Origin of the sequence: Nocardia sp. NPDC051911, assembly GCF_040681035.1 — a bacterium.
Classification (GTDB): domain Bacteria; phylum Actinomycetota; class Actinomycetes; order Mycobacteriales; family Mycobacteriaceae; genus Nocardia; species Nocardia sichangensis.
Window position 1 is genome coordinate 17,381 of sequence record NZ_JBFAXY010000047.1, and the last position, 19,770, is coordinate 37,150.

Annotated in this window: 16 protein-coding genes and 1 pseudogene; 1 reads left to right on the top strand and 16 read right to left on the bottom strand. The window is 69.2% G+C overall.

Going from position 1 to position 19,770, the window contains the following annotated elements:
- Window positions 1-41 precede the first annotated feature (41 nt).
- From AB0L97_RS35605 to steA, 10 genes are all read right to left on the bottom strand, one after another.
- A complete protein-coding gene (locus AB0L97_RS35605; RefSeq protein WP_355080742.1) occupies window positions 42-1,115 on the bottom strand; it encodes a pseudouridine synthase in 1,074 nt (357 codons plus the stop codon).
- Between the two features lie 9 nt (window positions 1,116-1,124).
- Complete coding sequence (gene scpB, locus AB0L97_RS35610) at window positions 1,125-1,781, bottom strand: SMC-Scp complex subunit ScpB (RefSeq protein WP_355080740.1); 657 nt, start codon at window positions 1,779-1,781, stop codon at window positions 1,125-1,127.
- A gap of 55 nt (window positions 1,782-1,836) precedes the next feature.
- Window positions 1,837-2,643, bottom strand: coding sequence for a segregation/condensation protein A (locus AB0L97_RS35615; RefSeq protein ID WP_355080777.1), 807 nt, complete (start codon window positions 2,641-2,643; stop codon window positions 1,837-1,839).
- Window positions 2,644-3,191: 548 nt separating this feature from the next.
- Window positions 3,192-4,166: a ParA family protein gene (locus tag AB0L97_RS35620; protein ID WP_355080738.1), complete on the bottom strand. Its 975-nt coding sequence runs from the start codon at window positions 4,164-4,166 to the stop codon at window positions 3,192-3,194.
- Between the two features lie 160 nt (window positions 4,167-4,326).
- Window positions 4,327-4,791, bottom strand: a complete 465-nt coding sequence (locus AB0L97_RS35625) for a cupin domain-containing protein (protein WP_355080736.1) — start codon at window positions 4,789-4,791, stop codon at window positions 4,327-4,329.
- A gap of 139 nt (window positions 4,792-4,930) precedes the next feature.
- Entirely contained in the window at window positions 4,931-5,875 is a 945-nt protein-coding gene (gene xerD, locus AB0L97_RS35630) for a site-specific tyrosine recombinase XerD (RefSeq protein ID WP_364438607.1), read from the bottom strand.
- 6 nt (window positions 5,876-5,881) lie between these two features.
- Window positions 5,882-6,541 (bottom strand): NUDIX hydrolase, encoded by a 660-nt coding sequence (locus tag AB0L97_RS35635; RefSeq protein WP_364438610.1) that lies wholly within the window; start codon window positions 6,539-6,541, stop codon window positions 5,882-5,884.
- A 4-nt stretch (window positions 6,542-6,545) separates the two neighbouring features.
- Entirely contained in the window at window positions 6,546-8,267 is a 1,722-nt protein-coding gene (locus AB0L97_RS35640; protein ID WP_355080731.1) for a CTP synthase, read from the bottom strand.
- 223 nt (window positions 8,268-8,490) lie between these two features.
- Entirely contained in the window at window positions 8,491-9,435 is a 945-nt protein-coding gene (locus tag AB0L97_RS35645) for a copper transporter (RefSeq protein WP_364438614.1), read from the bottom strand.
- A gap of 8 nt (window positions 9,436-9,443) precedes the next feature.
- A complete protein-coding gene (steA, locus tag AB0L97_RS35650) occupies window positions 9,444-10,658 on the bottom strand; it encodes a putative cytokinetic ring protein SteA (protein WP_355080727.1) in 1,215 nt (404 codons plus the stop codon).
- A gap of 1,280 nt (window positions 10,659-11,938) precedes the next feature.
- On the opposite strand from steA, the gene AB0L97_RS35655 reads away from it, so the two are divergent.
- Window positions 11,939-12,358 (top strand): SRPBCC family protein, encoded by a 420-nt coding sequence (locus AB0L97_RS35655; protein ID WP_355080725.1) that lies wholly within the window; start codon window positions 11,939-11,941, stop codon window positions 12,356-12,358.
- Between the two features lie 9 nt (window positions 12,359-12,367).
- Here AB0L97_RS35655 and recN read toward each other — a convergent pair whose 3' ends face one another.
- From recN to AB0L97_RS35685, 6 genes and pseudogenes are all read right to left on the bottom strand, one after another.
- Window positions 12,368-14,152 carry a DNA repair protein RecN gene (recN, locus tag AB0L97_RS35660; protein ID WP_364438619.1) on the bottom strand — a complete coding sequence of 595 codons (1,785 nt, stop codon included), beginning with the start codon at window positions 14,150-14,152 and terminating at the stop codon, window positions 12,368-12,370.
- Window positions 14,130-15,089, bottom strand: a complete 960-nt coding sequence (locus AB0L97_RS35665) for an NAD kinase (RefSeq protein ID WP_355080722.1) — start codon at window positions 15,087-15,089, stop codon at window positions 14,130-14,132. The genes recN and AB0L97_RS35665 overlap by 23 nt, the downstream gene beginning before the upstream one ends.
- A complete protein-coding gene (locus AB0L97_RS35670) occupies window positions 15,086-15,907 on the bottom strand; it encodes a TlyA family RNA methyltransferase (RefSeq protein WP_355080720.1) in 822 nt (273 codons plus the stop codon). Before AB0L97_RS35670 ends, AB0L97_RS35665 begins: the two co-directional genes overlap by 4 nt.
- Before the next feature lies 1 nt (window position 15,908).
- Window positions 15,909-16,211, bottom strand: a complete 303-nt coding sequence (locus tag AB0L97_RS35675) for a hypothetical protein (protein ID WP_355080718.1) — start codon at window positions 16,209-16,211, stop codon at window positions 15,909-15,911.
- Between the two features lie 13 nt (window positions 16,212-16,224).
- Window positions 16,225-17,115, bottom strand: a complete 891-nt coding sequence (locus tag AB0L97_RS35680; protein ID WP_355080717.1) for an HAD-IIA family hydrolase — start codon at window positions 17,113-17,115, stop codon at window positions 16,225-16,227.
- Between the two features lie 843 nt (window positions 17,116-17,958).
- A pseudogene (locus AB0L97_RS35685) lies at window positions 17,959-19,023 on the bottom strand (hypothetical protein); the annotation flags it as partial.
- Window positions 19,024-19,770 lie beyond the last annotated feature (747 nt).

The following is a 19,770-nucleotide window of genomic DNA, read 5'->3' on the forward strand; positions in this document are numbered from 1 at the left end:
GGCCAACCGCGCCGGCGCCTGCACCGGGATCTCCACACCGTTCACAACGACACCGCCTCGTAGAGTTTGCCGATTTCATCGCGGCCGAGTACGCGCAGCGTGCCGGGCCGCTGGTCGCCCAGCGCGACCGGGCCGATATGAGTGCGGACCAGCCGGATGACCGGATGACCCACCGCGTCGAGCAGGCGGCGCACGATGTGCTTGCGCCCTTCGTGCAACACCACCTTCACCAGAGAACGTCCCTCCCCCAGCTCGAGCACCTGGAAACGGTCCACCTTGGCGGGACCGTCCTCCAGCTCCAAGCCTTCCTTCAACCGCTTGCCGACCGCGCGATTGTTGACCTCGCCGTGCACCGTCGCCAGATAGGTCTTGGAGACCTCGAAGGACGGGTGCATCAGCCGATGCGCCAGATCGCCGTCGTTGGTGAGCAGCAGCAGGCCCTCGGTGTCGGCGTCGAGTCGCCCGACATGGAACAGCCGCTGACCCGCGGCGATACGCTCGGCCACGATGTCACCGACGCAGGGGCGCCCCAGATCGTCGGACATGGTGGACTGCCAGCCCTTGGGCTTGTTCAGCGCGACGTGCACCAGTTCCTCGCGCACCACCACGCGCGTGCCGTCGACGCGCACCACCGCGTGCTGCGGGTCGATACGCAGGCCCTGCTCGCGCACGATCATGCCGTCGACCTCGACGCGGCCCTGCGCGATCATCTCCTCGGCGGCCCGGCGCGAGGCCACGCCCGCCTTGGCGAGAACCTTCTGCAACCGCTCCCCCTCGCCCCACGGGAGCTTGGTGTGACCGCCGGACGAGTCCGGCTCCACGTTCTGGTGGCGCGCGGGCTTGGCGTTGCTCAGCAGCGGCGGCGGCGCGACCTGCCGCTGCGGCTTGGGCTTCTTCTTGCTCGCGGCCGCGTGCCGCTGCGGGTTCGGAACCGGGGCGGATCCGCGTCGGTCCGCTCGGCCCCCGCCGCCCTGCTGGGCGCCGCGGGCGGCGATACCCCGTTGGGCCGAACGAGCGTCGCGTGAGCTGGAGTTGCGGCTCGCGCCGCCTCGTTCGGGCTGTGCGCCGCGTTTCCTACGATCCGGTGTGCCATCTCGGCGAGCGGGCGTATTCATGGTGTCCTGTCATTCTTCGGTGCCGAGGTCCAAATCGGCCTCGGCGGGTTTCCTCAACCTGGTGTACCGGGGGTCCGTCTCCAGGCTCTCGTTGATCTCGTCGATCAGGTCGACGCCCGGAAGCAGGGGCGCCAGGGGTGGCAGATCGCTCAGCGAAGCGAGTCCGATCCGTTCCAGGAACAGCTCGGTGGTGCGGTACAGCGTCCCGTTGGTCTCCGGGTCCACGCCTGCCTCGGCGATCAGACCCCTGGCCAGCAGGGTGCGCATCACCCCGTCGACGTTCACGCCGCGCACCGCGCTGACCCTGGTCCTGGTCACCGGCTGACGGTATGCCACCACCGCCAGCGTCTCCAAGGCCGCCCGGGTCAGTTTCGATCGGGAGCCGTCGAGCAGCATCCGCTCCACATACGGCGCGTACTCGCTGCGAGTATAGAAGCGCCAGCCGTCACCGACGAAACGCAGATCTATCCCACTGGATCGCGCCGACAGCTCAGCGGACATTTCACGCAGGGTCCGCTCGACGCGTTCGGTGCTGTCGCCCAGTGCGGCCGCGAGCTGGTCTACCGGCGCGGGAACGTCCACGACCAGCAGCATGGCCTCCAGCGCCGAACGAAAATCGGCGTCCGCGAGCGGTTCGGGGGTGAGTTCCACCACTGCCTCACTCACGACCGCGCCTCACCGGAGTTCGCCTCCGCCGTGCGCGAACGCGCGCTGTGCTCGCTCACCCGTAGTCCTCCTCGATAGTCACGGTGTCCACCTGTTGCGCGGCCTCGTCGCCGATCCAGCTGACCGCCAAGGGACCGAGCGGATCGGGCTGATCGAACTCGATCGTCTTGCCGCGATACAGCTCGAGCAGCGCCAGGAAGCGGGCGACGATCTGGACCGGTACCTCACAGTCGGCGACCAGCTCGCCGAAGGATGTCCACGCACCCGCACCACGCTGTTTGAGCCGCTCCAGCACCAGTGCCGCCTGCTCGGCCACCGAGATCGCGTGCGTGTGCAAGTGGTCGAGCCCGACCTTGGGTACCGGACGGGGCCGGAAGGCCGCCGCGGCGATCGCGGCGAACTCGGCCGCCCCGACACCAAGCCTAACCTCGGGCAGCAGACCGGCGTAGCGCTCCTCCAGGCCGACCGCGCGCGGATAGCGGCGCAGCGCGGCCGCCTCCAGTTCGCCGAGCAGTTCGGCGACCTGCTTGAACGCGCGATACTGCAGCAGCCGGGCGAACAGCAGGTCGCGCGCCTCGAGCAGTTCGAGGTCCTCGGCGTCGGTCATCTCGCCGGACGGCAGCAGGCGCGCCGCCTTCAGATCGAGCAAGGTGGCGGCGACGACCAGGAATTCCGTGGTCTGGTCCAGGATCTTGTCCGCGCGCAAGGTGTTCTGCCGCGCCATGTTCGCGGTCAGCGCCTTGGTGTAGGCGATGAACTCGTCGGTGACCTTGTGCAACGCCACCTCGGTGACGTCCAGCTTGCGCGAACTGATCAGGGTGAGCAGCAGGTCGAACGGCCCCTCGAAGTTGCTGAGTCGCAGCCGGAATCCGGACGCGTGCGGCTCGGCCGTCGGCTGTTCTTTCGCCTCCGACGTGCCGGGCGAGGGATCGGATGCGTCCGACGTGTCCGGCGGAAAGCCAGAGGCGTCCGACCCGCCGGGCGTAGCCGACGGACGGCCACGTGCATCCGGCACGTCTGACGAACGGCCCGGTGCGTCCGGCACGTCAGCGGGCCGATCGCCCACTGTCTCGGAGTCCTCCCGCGCGACATCCTCGGTGGGCTGCGTGGATGGTTTCGGAGACGGTTCGTCCGCGCTGTCCCGTGCCGGGGAGGCCTCCGCCTCCGGTGCGGGCCGAGGCGTGGCGCCTCCGACGACGGCCGGGTTCGCGCGCCGGGGGGCAGCGTCCCGGCCTGCGGCGATGAATGCGGCGGCCGCGTTGCCGAGTGCGGGACCCCGCCCAGGGCCGGCCGGGTCCGGCCCACGAGAATCGGACGCGCGGTCGTCCGGCGTGGATGTCGATCCCGCCGCGGAAGACCCTTGGCCGGACGGGTTGTGGTGGGACGCAGACGAAGGGTCCGAGTGGCCGGTCACCGGCCGGATCGGTGGATGACTTCCCGAGCCATCGACCGATACGCCTCGGCGCCACTGGATTTCGGCGCCCACGTGGTGATCGGCTCGCCCGCGACGCTGGCGTCCGGGAAACGGACGGTGCGCGCGATGGCGGTGTCGTAGACCAGGTCACCGAACACCTCGACGACCCGCGCCATGACCTGGCGGGAATGCAGCAGTCGAGAGTCGAACATGGTGACCACTATTCCGTACAGGCTCAACCGCGGATTCAACCGGTCCCGCACCTTCTCGACGGTGTCGTTGAGCAGCGCGAGCCCGCGCAGCGAGAAGTACTCGCATTCCATCGGGATGATCACGCCGTCCGAGCAGGCCAAGGCGTTGACCGTGAGCAGACCGAGCGAAGGCTGGCAGTCGATGAGGATGTAGTCGTAGCGGTTGCGGATCGGCTCCAGCGCGCGGCCGAGCGACTGTTCCCGGCCCACTTCGTTGACCAACTGGATCTCGGCGGCGGAAAGGTCGATATTGCTTGGCAGCAGGTCCATGTTCGGGACCCTGGTCTGCATCAGCACGTCGTCGATCGACACCTTGGAACCGATGAGCAGGTTGTGCACGGTCAGGTCGAGATCGTGGTGGGCGACGCCGAGACCCGCCGACAGCGCGCCCTGCGGGTCCAGGTCGACGAGCAGGACGCGACGGCCGTATTCGGCCAGTGCGGCACCGAGATTGATGGTGGAGGTGGTCTTGCCGACGCCGCCCTTCTGGTTGCACATGGCCACGATCAGCGCGTCACCGTGCTGGCCGACCGGCGGCGGGTCCGGCACCAGCCGCAACGGCCGTCCGGTCGGGCCGAGCGTCGCGTCCTCCGGGACCGGCTCCACTCCATGGCCCCACAGCGTTTCCGCCGCGGCGTCCGAGTACGGACCCGGTCGCGAGCCCGTAAGCGGCTCCGCCCCAGCACCCATCGGCGGCTCTGCCGCGCCGGCTGTCGTCACGATCCGCTGCTCCTTATACGTCCTTGCCGGTTGCCTCGCCGAGCGTAGCGAGGCCGATCGGTGCCGACCTCGCTTTCGTGCGGTCCAGCTCTCGATAGACGCTACCGCTTGACGGCACTCGAGTGCCGCGCCTGCGCGCGGCGTGTTCGTGCCGCGCTGGTCAGCGCCACTGCGGTCCGCCATCGAAATGAACGTCGAACCGGTCGTGCAACTCGTTCATGCTGTCCCAGTCCGCCTCCCCGCGCGCGATCCGGCCGAGTTGCCGGAAGTACTCGAAGCGGACGATACCGGGTGTGAGCACAGCCAGAAACTCGGCGGGCCCTTCGGCGGTGGCCCCGAAGGCGTGCACCGTGCCCGGCGGAACCACCACCAGACCACCTTCGCTCACCGCGGTTCTGGCGCCGTCGACGAGAAAATCCATTGTGCCGCCCAGCACATAGAAGATCTCGGTCGACTTCGTGTGATGGTGCGGCCGGGTGCCGTCCGCACCCGCGGCCAGGGTCAGCCGATTGGCGCCGAAGAGCCCTTCGGAGTTCTCGCTGTCCTCCAACAGCCGGAAGGAGCCGCCGCCGGGCAACGGAATCGCCTCGACATCGGACTCGTGGACGATGAAAGACTTTGCCATGCAATTCACCTCGCGTTGTGGTCGGGAACCGAGCCGTCGGTGACAGCACCGCGCTCACCCGGCGAACCAGCACAACCGGACTACAGTCCACTTTGTTCCGTCACATCGCGCACGCGAAGTTCCCGACGCGTGCAACGGATTACCGGGCGCGGGGATGCGCGGTGGCCCAGACCTCGCGCAGGGTGTTGACCGTCACCAAGGTGTAGATCTGGGTCGTGGTCACCGAGGCGTGGCCCAGCAATTCCTGCACCACCCGCACATCGGCGCCGCCGTCGAGCAGATGGGTGGCGAAGGAATGGCGCAGGGTGTGCGGTGACACCGCCGCCGCGATGCCCGCGCGTTCGGCGGCGGTGTGCAGGACCTGCCAGGCACTCTGCCGGGACAGCCGGGCGCCGCGTACATTCAGGAACAGGGCTCCCGCGTTGGCTTTTCCGCGTGCGGCGAGCACGGGCCTTCCCCGCACCAGATACGCGTCCACGGCGGCGAGCGCGGGCCGCCCGATCGGCACAAGACGCTGTTTCCCGCCCTTGCCGCGCAGGACGACCGCCCGTTCCTCGATGTCGAGATCATCGACGTCCAGCCCGACCGTTTCCGAGATCCTGGCGCCGGTGGAATACAGCAATTCAAGCAGCGCGCGGTCACGCAGGCCGCGTGGTCCGCCGTCTACGCCCGCAGCGGGATCGCCTTGGCCGCCGCCCGCCGCCTCCAGCAGTTTCAGCACCTGGTCGTAGGGCAGCGCCTTGGGCAACCTGCGCCCCGGCGCGGGCGGCTTCACCGCGTGCGCCACATCGGTGTCGGTCAAACCCTCCGCGGCGGCGAAGCGATGCCAGCCGCGCACCGCGATAAGCGCGCGGGCCACCGAACTCGCCGCCAGCGGCGGGTGCCCGGGACCGCCCGAGCGCAGCGCCATGGTGAACTCCGCGACGTCGGACTCGTCGACCCGGTCGAGCGAGCCGATGCCGCGCCCGGTCAGGAAGTCCAGATACCGACCGAGATCACGCCGGTAGGCGTTCAGGGTGTTGCGCGCGACGCCGCGCTCGACGGTGAGGTGGTCGAGATAGGTGTCGAGCTCGCGACCGAGCACCTCCGGTCAGTCTTCGGACTTCTGGGCCGCCTTGCGGCGGAGGAAATTCGTCGGCTGCCCGTCCCATGGCGCGTCCGGCGGCCGCGGTTCGATGCCGTCCGCCCGCGCGGCCGCCAGGGCGAGCACGCCGGCGACCGCGGTGGCGTTGACGATCTCCCCGCTCAACGCCGCGCGGACCGCCGCGTCGACCGGCATGCGGACCACTTCCAGGTCCGCCTCCTCGAATTCCGGCTCCGGACGATCGGTTTCGTACAACCCGCGAGCCAGGTAGATCCGCAACCCTTCGTCGGTGAACCCGGGCGAAAGCGCCACGTCCACCAGGACCGCCCATTCCCGGGCCGCCAGCCCGGTCTCCTCGGCCAGCTCACGACGCGCCGCGAGCAGCGGGTCCTCCCCGGGCACGTCGAGCAACCCGGCGGGCAGTTCGAGCAGCCGCCTGCCGATCGGATGGCGGTACTGGTTGATCAGCACCACGTTGCCGTCGTCGTCGATCGCGGCGACCGCGACGGCGCCGTGGTGCTCGATCACCTCGCGCTCGACGACCCGGCCACCCGGCATCCGCACCTGGTCGAGCCGCAACGCGAGGATCGCGCCGCTGTAGACGGTTCTGCTGGATTCGATCTCGAAGTCGTGGCTGCCCGGCTCGGCAGCGCCCCCGTTGGTCATGCCACTACGCCTGTTCCGCCGCACCCGCCAGTTCTTCGCCCGGAATGTCCACCGGAAGTCGTTCGGCCGCTTTGTATTTCAGCGCCGCCGAGATGAGCGCCGCGAACAGCGGATGCGGGCGGGTCGGCCGGCTCTTCAATTCAGGGTGCGCCTGCGTGGCGACGAAGAACGGATGCACGTCGGCGGGCAGCTCGACGAACTCGACCAGGTGCCCGTCCGGCGAGGTGCCGCTGAACTTCAAGCCGCTCTCGGCGACCTTGTCGCGATAGGCGTTGTTCACCTCGTAACGGTGGCGATGACGCTCGGAGACGTGCTCGCTGCCGTAGGCCTGGGCGACGACCGAGCCCTTCTCCAAGGTCGCCGGGTAGGCGCCGAGCCGCATGGTGCCGCCGAGGTCGGCCTCACCTGCCACGGCCTGCTCCTGGTCGGCCATGGTGGAGATGACGGGGTGCGGCGTGTCCGGTTCGAATTCGGCCGAGTTGGCCTCCGCCAGCCCCACCGTGCGCGCCGCCTCGATCACGACGCACTGCAATCCGAGACACAAGCCGAGCAGCGGAATGCCGCGGGTACGCGCGTAGTGGATCGCGCCGACCTTGCCCTCGATGCCGCGGATGCCGAAGCCGCCGGGAATCAGCACGGCGTCCACGTCGCGCAGCGCGTGCTGCGCGCCCGCGGGAGTCTCGCACTCGTCGGAGGGCACCCAGCGGATGTTCACTTTGGCCCGCGAGGCGAACCCGCCCGCGCGCAGCGCCTCGGTGACCGAGAGGTACGCGTCGGGCAGATCGACGTACTTACCGACCAGCGCGACCTCGACCGTCTCGCGCGGCGCGTGCACCCGGTCGAGCAGGTCACCCCACACCGTCCAGTCCACGTCGCGGAACGGCAGGCCCAGCCTGCGCACCACGTAGGCGTCCAGGCCCTCCCGGTGCAGCACCCGCGGGATGTCGTAGATCGACCGCGCGTCCGGCGTGGAGATGCAGGCGTCGACCTCGACGTCGCACATCAGCGCGATCTTGCTCTTCAGCCCCTGCGGGACCTCACGGTCGCAGCGCAGGATCAGCGCGTCGGGCTGGATGCCGATATTGCGCAGCGCCGCCACCGAGTGCTGGGTCGGCTTGGTCTTCAGCTCCCCGGAGGGCGCCAGGTAGGGCACCAGCGAGACGTGCAGGAAGAAGACGTTGTCCCGGCCGACGTCGTGGCGGATCTGGCGGGCGGCCTCCAGGAACGGCTGCGACTCGATGTCGCCGACGGTGCCGCCGATCTCGGTGATCACCACGTCCGGCGTCTGGCCCTGCAGATCCGGGCCGCGCATCGCGAGGATCCGGCTCTTGATCTCGTCGGTGATGTGCGGGATCACCTGCACCGTGTCGCCGAGATACTCGCCGCGGCGCTCCTTGGCGATGACCGACGAATAGATTTGCCCGGTGGTCACGTTCGCGTCGCGGGACAGGTCCCGATCGAGGAAGCGCTCGTAGTGGCCGACGTCCAGGTCGGTCTCCGCGCCGTCCTCCGTCACGAACACCTCGCCGTGCTGGAAGGGGTTCATCGTGCCGGGATCGACGTTCAGATACGGGTCGAGTTTCTGCATCGTGACGCGCAGCCCACGCGCCGTCAGCAGCTGACCGAGGCTGGAGGCGGTAAGACCTTTACCCAATGAGGAGGCGACACCACCGCTGACGAAGATGTGCTTCGTGTCCGTTCGCGCCTGAATCCGTGTTTGACCCACGGGTCTTCACGGTAACACGAATCCGCCCGTCCGTTCGAATGCCACGCGCGTTTGCCCGCCGATCGCGGGACATCGATCAGAGCCCGCGCGGCCGGACTGTGGGGCGCGTCTCGTCGCGGTCGCCGACGTGCGGAGGAAGCGGGTGCCGCGACGCCCGTGATAGCGATCGATCCGGGCCCGGCGCGCGCATCCTCCAGTTGCCCGACGACAGTCTTCCGGCTGGTCAGCCAGGCACGACGGCCAGTGTGAGCGAGGCGGCCTTGGCGCCGGTGCCGTATCGTCCGGCGCCCCCGTTGAGCTGTTCGGTGAGCGCGAGCGCGGTCGTGACCCGGCCGAGCTCGCGCTCGACATTGTCGACGGTGCTCACCTGCGCCGCGAGCGCCGCGTCGGAGCGGACCACGGCGATCGGCCCCTGCCCGTCGGCGGCGCCCGCGCGACCGGCGAGCACCACTCCCGCACCCCGGCCGCGCAGAGCGCCCGCGAAGCGCGCGGTATTCGAGCCGACACCGTCCCGGGCCGCGGCGGCGCCATCGCCGGTGATCACGACCGCGAGCTGCGCGGGTCGCACCGGCGTGTCGCCGTAGGCGAGGAAGCCGCCGCCGCGCAGGGTCTCCAGCACCAGCCCGAGTTCCTCCGGGGTGCTCCGGGTTTGCCCGTTGGCCGGATCGAGCAGCAGTACCAGGCCGAGCAGATCACCGGCCATGCTGCCCTGGTCCACCGCGCCGGTACGCAGCTGCGCCCCGGCCGGGATGACGTTCGTGACGGCCGTGCGCATCCGATCGCCTTCGCTGCCGTCGGCGAACGCCTCGGTGAGCGCGATCCGTCCCGTGATGCCCGCGCCCGCGGCCGCGAGCGCTCTGGTCACCGCGTCGACGTCCCCGGGATCGGCGTCCGGGGTCGTGAACACGACGACACTGCGGTCGGCCAGCGCACCGCCGAGAATACGGCCAGACGAACCGGCGATGAACCGGTCGGCGGCCGTGGTCTGCTCGTCGAGCACGCGGTTCCGCTCGGTCAGTGCGTCGACCTGCTGCCGCAGGTCGGCCTTGTCCGCCCGCAAGCCCGCCAGCAGATCCGCCGCGAGCGTCTGGGATCCGAGCACCACACCGATCGCGAGCGCGAGAAAGATCGCGACGATCGAGATGGCGTGCTGGCGCATCGAAATCATCGTTCTCCTCAGAATTCTCGAGCTCCGACTTGCCCCTGCGCCCACCGCGCGAAGCGGTTCCAGTTGTCCACACCCCAGTCCAGGACGTCGCCGCCGCTGTTGGACGCCAGCAACACGACGATCACCGCGACCAGCGCGGCGAGCACCACCAGCGCGACGGCGACTCCGGACACGCGGTTGCGGTACAAGGTGGCCACCGCCTTGGCGTCCATCAGCTTCGTGCCCACCTTGAGCCGAGTCAGGAAGGTGGCCGGATTGCTGTCGCGGCGGCCCCGGTCGAAGAAGTCGTCGAGCGAGGCGGGCGCTCCCGCGGTGACGATCAGCGCGGCTTCGTGATGCTCGGCCAGCAGCAGCGCAAGATCGGCGGGCGAACCGGAAGACGGGAAGGTCGTCGCGCCGATGCCGAGGTCCTGGATGCGTTCGAGGCCCTTGGCGTGGCCATCGGTGTCGGCGGGCAGGATCACCTCGGCGCCGCACTTCATCGTCGCGGTGGTGATCTCCTCCGGATCGCCCACGATGACGTCGGGCCGGTATCCACGCCTGCGCAGAGTGTCCGCGCCGCGCCCAACCCCGATCAGGATGGGGGCGTATTCCTTGATGAACGGCTTGAGCCGTTGCAGATCCTCCGCGTGGTCCGGTCCGTCGGCGACGACCACCACGTGCCGTTGCTTCATCACCAGATCCAGTTCCGGGACGCCGAACCCGTCGATGAGCAGCGCGCTCTCGGTCCGGATGAACTCGATGGTGTTGCCCGCGAAGGCCTCGAGGTGATCGGCCAGACCGTTGCGCGCCTCGATCATCCGCTCCGCGATGGCAGGCCCGGTGAGCTCGATGCCCTCGACGAGCACCTCGGGTTCCTTCTTGATCAGCCGATCGGCGTAGACCACGCCACCGTCGACGCGGACCTTGACACCGTCTTTGATCCGCTTGAACGCATCCGAACTCACCGTGTCCAGCAGCAGGATCCCATGGGACACGAGTGCCTCGGGGCCCAGGTTGGGGTAACGGCCGGAGATGGACGGCGAGGTATTGATCACCGCGCCGACGCGTGCCTCGACCAGCCGGTCGGCGGTCATCCGATCGAGGTCCATCTCGTCGAGGACGACGATGTCGCCCGGCCCGACCCGGCCGAGCAGCCGCCGGGTGTCGCGATCCACCCGGGCCGTCCCGATCAGACCAGGAAGCGTTTCGGTGTTTCTCGACAACAGCGCCGGCATCTTCATGCAGCGATGATGACCGCAAACCCTCAACCATTGGTGGAGGCGCGCCGTCTCACACAGCCCCATTCGATATCACGCTATGTACTGGCAATCCCATTTCGCCGACAACACCGCCGTCACTCGATTCACGAAATAATCCCTGCATTTGTGTAGCAAGGCAGCGAATTATCCACAAACTGCCGAAGGTCTACCATCAGGCAACCCCCCACCAATCGACCCAGTCAGCAATCGAGTTGCGTCCCGCTTCGAGTCACACTGACGGCGCGTCCCAGTGCCCTTTCAACACATAGCGAATAGCTCGCTACTCATCACCGGAAGCGATCTGTCGCGGAGCGACGTCGACAGCACGCGAGGACTCACCGCGCCCATCGCTGCGGCGGAGTTCGCGCCTCGATCACCGGTCAGCACCACTTCGCCTGCGGACGGCACACAGTCCAGCCACTGCCGTCCGGGCGTTGGGTGCGAGACCAGGCCGTTTCGCCAGCGCCGTCGCTCGCGCCACTTTCGTCGGGTCGCGGCATGTTCTGCCGGTGATACTCACACAGGGCATGCTGATGCTCGTTCTGTCGCAGCGGATTCGGGTCGGAGTGTCGGTATCCGAACGGATCGATCTTGTGCCACCCCGCCGAGTCGCCGTGCGAACCCGAACGCCCTGAGTGGTCGGAGCGCGACAAGGACTCCGCGGCAGCGCCGCCCGCCGCGGCGACCGTTCCGGCGGCGAGGCCGGCGACGAGCAGGGCGAATGCGCCCTTCTTCGACCTTTCCCGGCCACCTCCGGTCGCCGAGCCGCGACAACCCGGTCCCCCCGTCGCGATCGTCACCGTAAGAACACTGCGCATGATGGCCCCTTTGCCTCGGCGCTTCCCATGTTCAGCGGAATTCACCCGCCGTTCACTTACTGACTTCAATAGTAGATCACTAAACAGACATTACAGACAAGGATTCGCTCGACATCTGCACCAGACGCGAAAATCCTTGATACACAACCTTTTGACCGCAGCGGACTACCCATCGCTCCGGGGCCACCCTCGGGTCCGGCAACCGAGATCCGCATCCGTGACTAGACATTTCACGGACATCACCAGTAGATCTGATCGGTTATGCGCTCGACGCCCGTCGTCACAGCGCATCGACTCGGACACTTCGCGCCCGGGCGGCAGCTGCGCGGAACACCGGCCACCCGAACGGCTCGCCGCCGATTGTGATGCGGACGACACGATCACCGAGCCGCGCCCGCTGTACCTATATGCTGCCCGTCACACGTAACTGGAAGAGGAGAATTCATGGCCAGCACCACCGTCGACGCCGTCATCGCCGCCCCGCGTGAGGTCGTGTACCGGCTCTTCGCCGACCGCGAGAGCATAAGCCCCTACGTTCCGGTGCAGGTCAAGCTGGTCAAACCCGGCGTGACCGAGCGGGAGGGCGTCGGCGCGCAGCACCTGATCGGCCTCGGCCCGGTCGGTGTCACGGAGGAGATCACCAAGCTCGTGCCAGGTGAGCGAATGGAGTACAAGATCGTCAAGGGCGCGCCGGTGAAGCGGCACGTCGGCATCGTCACCTTCGCCGACGCCGACAACGGCACTCTCGTCTCCTACACGATGGAGTCCGATCCGTCGCTTCCGGTGCCGGCCAAGGTGCTCGAGTTCGGTTTGAAGAACCTGATCGGCCAGTTCATCAAGGGCGCGCAGAAAGCGGTGCGCTGACCCGCGCGCTCAGCGCGTGGCCACCTCGGCGCCCGCTTTCTCGGCGCGCGCCGTCGCCAGCAGTTCCTCCGCGTGTGCCCGGCCGGTCTCGGTGTCGTCGAGACCGGCCAGCATGCGCGCCAGTTCCACCACCCGCTCGTCGTTGGTGAGCGCACGGACGCCACTGTTGACAGTGCCCTTGCCGTCGTCGGATTTGTCGACCACCAGGTGGGTGTCGGCGAACGCCGCCACCTGCGGCAGATGGGTCACCACGATCACCTGGTGGGTACGCGCCAGCCGGGCCAGCCTGCGGCCGATCTCCACCGCGGCTCGCCCGCCGACGCCCGCGTCGACCTCGTCGAACACCATCGTCGCTCCATGCTCGGACCCAGCGAGCACCACCTCCAGCGCCAGCATCACCCGGGACAGCTCACCGCCGGACGCGCTCTTGCTCAACGGCAACGACTGCGCGCCCGAATGCGCGGCCAGCCGGAACTCGGCCTCATCGACGCCTGTGGACCCCGCGTGCAATTCCTTGCCGTCGACAGTGAGCGGCGCCGAGTCCTGCGCGCCCGCGAGCATCGGCCGCACCTCGACCTCCAGACGCGCCTTGCCCATCGCGAGACCACCCAGCTCGGCACTCACCGCGGTCGCGAGCTTGCCCGCCGCCTTGGTCCGCGCGGCGCTCAGCTTCTTCGCCGCCTCCCGCACCCGTTCCGCGGCGGTGTCCACCTCGGCGGCCAGCTTGGCCAGCGCCTCCTCGGAAACGTCCAGCGAGCCGAGCCGGGTGCGCGCCTCCTGCGCCCAAGCCAGTACGCCATCGATGTCCGGCGCGTACTTCCGGGTCAGTGTCTTCAATTCCGCCTGGCGGGTGAGCAGCGAATCCAGCGCACCCGGGTCCGAAGGCAGGTCCGAGAGATACCCGCTCAGCTCGGTGGTCACGTCGACCACCACGGCGATGGCGTCGGCCAGGCGCGGCGCGAGCGCGACCAGCGCCGGATCGTCGGCGGCTTCGATGCGGGCACGCGCGGCGCCGAGCGCCTCCAGCGCGCCGGAACCGTCCTCGGGCGCGTCGGCGGGCCCGGCCAGCGCGCCGTGCGCGGTGGCCGCCGCCTCCCGCAGCGAGTCCAGATCGCTGAGCCTGCGCACCTCGTCGACGATGCGCACGTCCTCGCCGGGTTCCGGCGCGATGGCGTCGATTTCGTTCAACGAGTGCTCGAGTCGCTCGGCCTCGAGGGCCAGTTCCCGGCTGCGAGCCGTCCGTTCGAGCAGTTCGGTGCGGGCGTCGAGCCACGATCGGCGCAGCACCTGGTATTTCCGCAGCAGCGTACCCACCGCGTCGGCCGCGAACTGGTCCAGCGCCGACAACTGCTGGTCGGGGCGCTGCAAACGCAGCTGATCGTTCTGCCCGTGCACGGTCAGCAGGGGGGCGGTGAAATCGGCCAGCACCGAGGCTGGGACGCCGCGGCCACCGAGATGCGCACGCGAGCGACCGTCGCTGCCGACTGTGCGGATCGCGATGACGCTGCCGTCGTCGTCCTGCTCGGCCGCGGCCGCCTCCAGTACCTGCGCGACCTCCGAGCGGGCGGCGTCGTTGACGTCGTCGATGGTGAACCGGCCCTCGACCACGGCACGGGACGCGCCGAGCCGGACCCGGCCCGCGTCCGCGCGCGCACCGCTGAGCAGATGCAGGCTGGTCACCACCATCGTCTTGCCCGCGCCGGTCTCGCCGGTCAGGCAGGTCAGTCCCGCGTGGAACTGCGCGGTCGCCGTGGAAATGACGCCAAGCCCGTCAATCCTGATCTCTGTCAGCACTTGTGCTCTCCGTTCGCCGTCGGCCACGCCAGCCTGTCACGGGCAATTGGAACTTGCGCACCATCCGGTCGGCGAACGGTGCGGAGTCCAGCCGCACCCAGCGCACCGGTCGAGCGCCGCGAACCGCTTCGACCCGTCCACCGCTGGGCAGTGCGAGCGTGCGCCTGCCGTCCAGGAAAACTATCGCATCGTGTCCGGTCGCCACGGACTCGACCGCGATCCGGGAATCCGGGCTGGTCACCAGCGGTCGCGCGAACAGGGCATGGGCATTGCTCGGAATCACCAGCAACGCTTCCAGTTCCGGCCACACCACCGGGCCGCCCGCGGAGAAGGCGTAGGCGGTCGATCCGGTCGGTGTGGAGATGAGGATGCCGTCACAGCCGAACGACGAGACCGGGCGCCCGTCGACTTCCAGCACCACTTCCAGAACCCCCATGCGCGAAGCGTTCTCGATGCTCGCCTCGTTCAGCGCCCATCCGCTGTCGACGACCTCGTCCTCGATCCGCACGGTGACGTCGATGGTCATCCGGTGCTCGATCGTGTAATCACGTCGGACCACCTGCGCGAGCGCCTCGTCCAGGTGCTCGGCCTCGGCCTCGGTGAGAAACCCGATGCGGCCGAGATTGATCCCGAGCACCGGCACCCCGGCCGGGCGCGCCAACTCGGCGGCACGCAGGAACGTACCGTCGCCGCCGAGCACGAGCACCATCTCGCAGCCGACCGCCGCCTCAGCGCTGTGCTCGACCACGCGCACCGGAAAACCGCCCGGCTCGGACTCGAACCGCGTGCTGTCCGCTTCGTCGGCGAGTACACGCAGGCAGATGCCCGCGTCGGCGAAGATCTTCGCCACCCGGTGGGCGGTTTCGATGATCTCCGCGCGACCGGGATGCGACACCAGCAAGATCTCCCGGCCGCAGGGCTCGGCCAGCGCGTTCACTGTGGACCCTCCTCAACCGCACGCTCGACCAGCGCGGCGACCTGCTCACCGTCGTATTCGAACGGCCCGTCGGTACGCAACCACAAGAAGTATTCGACATTGCCGGACGGGCCCGGCAGCGGGCTCGCCACGACACCGGCGGTACGCATGCCCAGTTCCGCGGCCGCGGCCGCCACCGTGCGCACCGCCTCGGCGCGCAACGCGGGATCACGCACCACGCCGCCCGAACCGACCCGCTCCTTGCCGACTTCGAATTGCGGTTTCACCATGGGCAGCAGGTCGGCGCCCGGCGCGGCGCACGCGGCCAGCGCGGGCAGCACCAGGCTCAGCGAGATGAACGACAGGTCGCCCACCACCATTTCGACCGTGCCGCCGATGGTTTCGGGCGTCAGGTTGCGCACGTTGGTCCGATCGAACACCCGGACCCGCTCGTCGTTGCGCAGGCGCCAGACCAGCTGGCCGTAGCCGACGTCGACCGCGAGGACCTCCCGCGCCTCCCGTGCCAGCAGCACGTCGGTGAAACCGCCGGTCGAGGCGCCCGCGTCCAGACAGCGCTTACCCGCTACGGACAACCCGTCCTGCTCGAACCGCTCCAGCGCCCCGAGCAGTTTGTGCGCACCGCGCGAGGCCCACGACACCTCGTCGGGCTCGTCGCGGACCACCAGCGGGGTGCCCGTCTCGACGGCGGTCGCCGGCTTCACCGCGACCGTTCCAGCTATCAGGACGCGGCCCGCGCCGATCAGCTCGACCGCGTGTTCTCGCGATCTCGCCAACCCGCGGCGAACCAGTTCCGCGTCCACCCGCGCGCGCCTGGCCACCTCAGATCTTGTCCACCGTGGCCAAGGCCTGTACCAGCACGTCATGTGCCTGCTCCAGGATGCGAGCGCGACGGGTGATGTCGACTCCGGCTTCGGCGCTGTCGGTCGCGACTCCGCTTCGGCCGGGGAAGTCGAGTTCGGCGAGCAGGCTGTCGACCTCGCCGCGGATTCGATCCGGATCGGCAGGCTCCGGGCGCCCTTGCGCACCCGGCAGGTGCTGACCGGGCAGTGGGGCCCCTGGGCGGGGACCCGGTGCACCGGCGCCCGTACCGGGGCCGTGCGGACGAGGCGTTGGAGTAGTCATCGTGGCGTCAACGCTATCGGATTTCCGAATCGGACGCGCGGACCGTCACAGCTCGCCCCGGGTTGCGCTGAAGCATCTCACCGAGATCGGCTTCCGGCTCGGCGGCAACGACCGCGTGGTTGAGGGCGTCGAGCGAGTCGGCGACATATGTCGGGATCTGCCCGTCCGGGGCTTTCCGGAGTTCGTCCAGCGTGCTGACACCGGTGAGCACAAGCAACGAGTCCAGACCGACACGGTTGGCGCCCTCGATATCGGTGTCGAGACGGTCGCCCACCACCAGAGCGGAGCGGGAACCGGCCCGGACGAGCGCGTCCTCCAGCAGCGGCGCATACGGTTTGCCCGCGACGATCGGCTCCCGATCGGAGGCGGCGCGCAACGCCGCGACCATCGCACCGTTACCGGGCGCGAGGCCGCGTTCGTTGGGCAGGGTCCGGTCGGTGTTGGCCGCGATCCACAGTGCGTCCGCGCGCAGGGCGTAGGCGGCTTCGGCGAGGTCCGGCCAAGAAGTGTGGGGTGAATGTCCTTGCACCACAGCGGCGGGCGCGTCCCCGTCGAAGCGCCGGATCGGCCGAAGTCCGACGCCGTCCACCTCGGCGGCCAGGTCGTCGGTGCCGACCACCAGCACGTGCGCACCCGGGTCGAGCCGCTCGGCCAACAGCCGCGCCGCTGCCTGGGCGCTGGTCACCACGTCGTCGGTGGATGCGGGAAACCCGAGTTCGGACAGATGCGCGGCCACCACCTGCGGTCCGCGGCTGGCGTTGTTGGTGACGTACACCAGCCGCTGGTCCGCCTGCCCGTCCGCCGCCAGCGCTTCCGGCGCCCCTTCGATCACCGCGTGACCGCGATACAACGTGCCGTCCAGATCCAGCAGCAGGGCTCGGTAGCGCTCTCGTAGTCGCTTCACACCACTCTCACTCCGTGTCACCGATCGGCGCCGTGCCGACGCATCACCGCCGGACCCGCCGTCCGCCGAGTCCGAGACACCGACACTACGCCAGCGAGCGGACCGGAAAGACGTGGCGTCAGCCACTCCCGCAGCGTCGGATCACATACCCCGACGGCGGTTTCCGACCAGCGGCCACGTCCTCGGTATGCCCGCGTCCGCCGGGCAATTCGCTCCGGACTCGGTATCACCGGGAGCGACCCGGACACGGGGTGAGGTCATGCAGTCGAAATCGCCTCAGCGCGATGCCGACAGGCTGCACACCCCGCATGCGCAGTGTTCTTCCGGTGACGATCGCGGCAGGGGGAGCGGGTCGTCGCGGCCCGGCGACCAGAGGCAGCCGGGAAAAGTCGAAGAAGGGGGCATCCGCGCTGCTCATCGCCGGACTCGCCGCAGGAACGGTCGCCGCGTCCGACAGAGGGCGCATTCGGACGGCCCACGATCCGCCTCGACCGGGCCGAGTCCCGGCGACGACCTCGCGGGACCGGCACAGCATGGGCAACACACCTTCCGGACACCACAGCGCCTCGGGTTGCCCGTAATCCACGAGATGAGCCTGCCGGTTTCTCCGATCGAGACCGCGCCGCACCCGATCCGCCACGACAGACCGCGGAGACCAACCCATCTCCCCGGGGCCGAATCGCGGCGATGACCTCGCGGGACCGGCACAGCATGGGCAACACACCTTCCGGACACCACAGCGTCTCCGGTTGCCCGTAATCCACGAGGTGGGCCTGTATGCTCGGCAACTCCGCCATGACGCGCCGCCGAGGGTAGCCCGCCTCCGTGGCTGCGATCGCAGGTTCAGATGTCGGTGTCGCCCGTGAGTTCGGCGGCGCGTTCTTCGGCATCCGTCTCCGCGTCCAAATCTGCGGAGGCGGCGTTCAGGAACCAGGTAAGGCCCTCGTCGGTTCGGCCGGCGGCGACCAAGGCGTCGGCGTAGGCGTAGAAGAGGCGGGCCGCGGCCGAGCCCGTCCGAGACGGGTCCAGATCAGAGGTCTGGAGGGTCACGACGGCCTGGTCGTACTGGCCCAGGTCCATGCGCGCGCCTGCCACGACGATGCGCAGTTCGGCGGCATCGTCTCCGCGCAGGGCGCGCGCCTCGTCACTGCGACCGAGCTCGATCGCGCGCTCGGGACGCCCCAGGCCGCGCTCGCAGTCGGCCATGACCGCGAGCAGTCCCGAACCACCGGACATCCGGCGCGCGGTACGCAACTCCGACAAGGCCTCCGCCCATTCACCGGCGTGGTAGGCCACCACTCCCGCGGTCTCGCGCACGACCGCGATCCGCCCGGCACGCTGCCGTGCAGCCCTGGCATGCGCGAGAGCGAGCCCGGGATCGTCATCGAGCAGCCGCACCGCCATCACCAGGTGCCGGGCGACCGTCTCCGCATTGCCTTTGTCCAAGCTGAGCAGATCCCGCCGCACGGCGGGGTCGAGATCGGTCGCTTGCACCTCTTCCGGCAGATCGGGTTCTTCCGGCCGCGGCGGGCGGCGGTCGAGCGAACGGCCTCCGCCGACACGAGCGCCTTCGCCGCCCCGGCGGCGTTCCTGCGGCGCCTCACCACGCGGTGCCGATGCCTCGCGGCCCACGTCGCGCCGACCTTCCCGGTCCGGTCCCTGGCGACGGCGATCGTCGTCACGGCGCTGGAAACCGGACTCACCACGCCGTCCGGCGTCGCCGCGATCCTCGAAGTCGCCACGCCGCTTGAACGCACCCCGCTCGCCCGTTTCGCCGCGGCGGGCATCACCTCGATCGCCGAAATCGTCACGGCGACGGTCGGATCCACCGCGCGGGGAATCACCACGACGGAATCCGCCGCGACTACCCGAATCACCGCCAGGGCGGAAGCCACCCCGCGATTCATCGCGCCGCTCTTCGGAATCACTCCGGCGTTTGAAGCCACCGCGCTCACCGGAATCCTCGTACCGCTTTGAGCCACCGCGGTCGCCCGGACCGCCTCGACCGGCGGCGCCACGGCCCGTGGGCTCGTCCCGGCGCTGGAAACTCCCGCGCCTGGGCGGCGCGTCACCACCGCGACGAAAACCACCGGTGTCACCAGGCCGGTCGCCGGAGTCCCTGCGTCCGAATCCGCCGCGCTCGCCGCCGCGCTTGTCGTAACCTCCGCTGTCCCCGCGACGATCGGACCCGCCGGAATTGTCTCGGCGCTGGAACCCGCCTCGGTCGGACGAACCCTCTCGTGCACCGTAACCGCCCGAATCACCGCGGCGGCCGTAGCCGCCGCGTTCCCCGGAGTCACTTCGACGGTTGGATCCCCCACTGCGGCGGCCCGCGTCCTGGCTGTCGCCTCGCCGGCCGGACCCGGAATCGGGAGCGCCGCGCCGGAAGGGCTTCCGATCGTCGTTTTGTTCCGGCACGGTGCTCCCTTTCTGTTTCGAAAAGTCGATATTGCCCACAGATTCAATCACGTACCAACGGTGGGGCGCGGGCACGGCGGCTTCGCCGACGCTCCATCAGGTGCTCAAACGACGATAGGGGACCCAGAGTCTGGGTCCCCTATCGTGAAAGGATGTTCCGGCGGTGTCCTACTCTCCCACACCCTGTCGAGTGCAGTACCATCGGCGCTGGCAGGCTTAGCTTCCGGGTTCGGAATG

Excerpts from the sequence above, each read along its gene's own strand:
- AB0L97_RS35655 (WP_355080725.1), top strand. The coding sequence starts at position 11,939 with ATGGCCAGCACCACCGTCGACGCCGTCATCGCCGCCCCGCGTGAGGTC.
- AB0L97_RS35605 (WP_355080742.1), bottom strand. The coding sequence starts at position 1,115 with ATGAATACGCCCGCTCGCCGAGATGGCACACCGGATCGTAGGAAACGC.
- AB0L97_RS35675 (WP_355080718.1), bottom strand. The coding sequence starts at position 16,211 with ATGACTACTCCAACGCCTCGTCCGCACGGCCCCGGTACGGGCGCCGGT.
- steA (WP_355080727.1), bottom strand. The coding sequence starts at position 10,658 with ATGAAGATGCCGGCGCTGTTGTCGAGAAACACCGAAACGCTTCCTGGT.
- AB0L97_RS35645 (WP_364438614.1), bottom strand. The coding sequence starts at position 9,435 with ATGATTTCGATGCGCCAGCACGCCATCTCGATCGTCGCGATCTTTCTC.
- AB0L97_RS35635 (WP_364438610.1), bottom strand. The coding sequence starts at position 6,541 with ATGACCAACGGGGGCGCTGCCGAGCCGGGCAGCCACGACTTCGAGATC.
- AB0L97_RS35625 (WP_355080736.1), bottom strand. The coding sequence starts at position 4,791 with ATGGCAAAGTCTTTCATCGTCCACGAGTCCGATGTCGAGGCGATTCCG.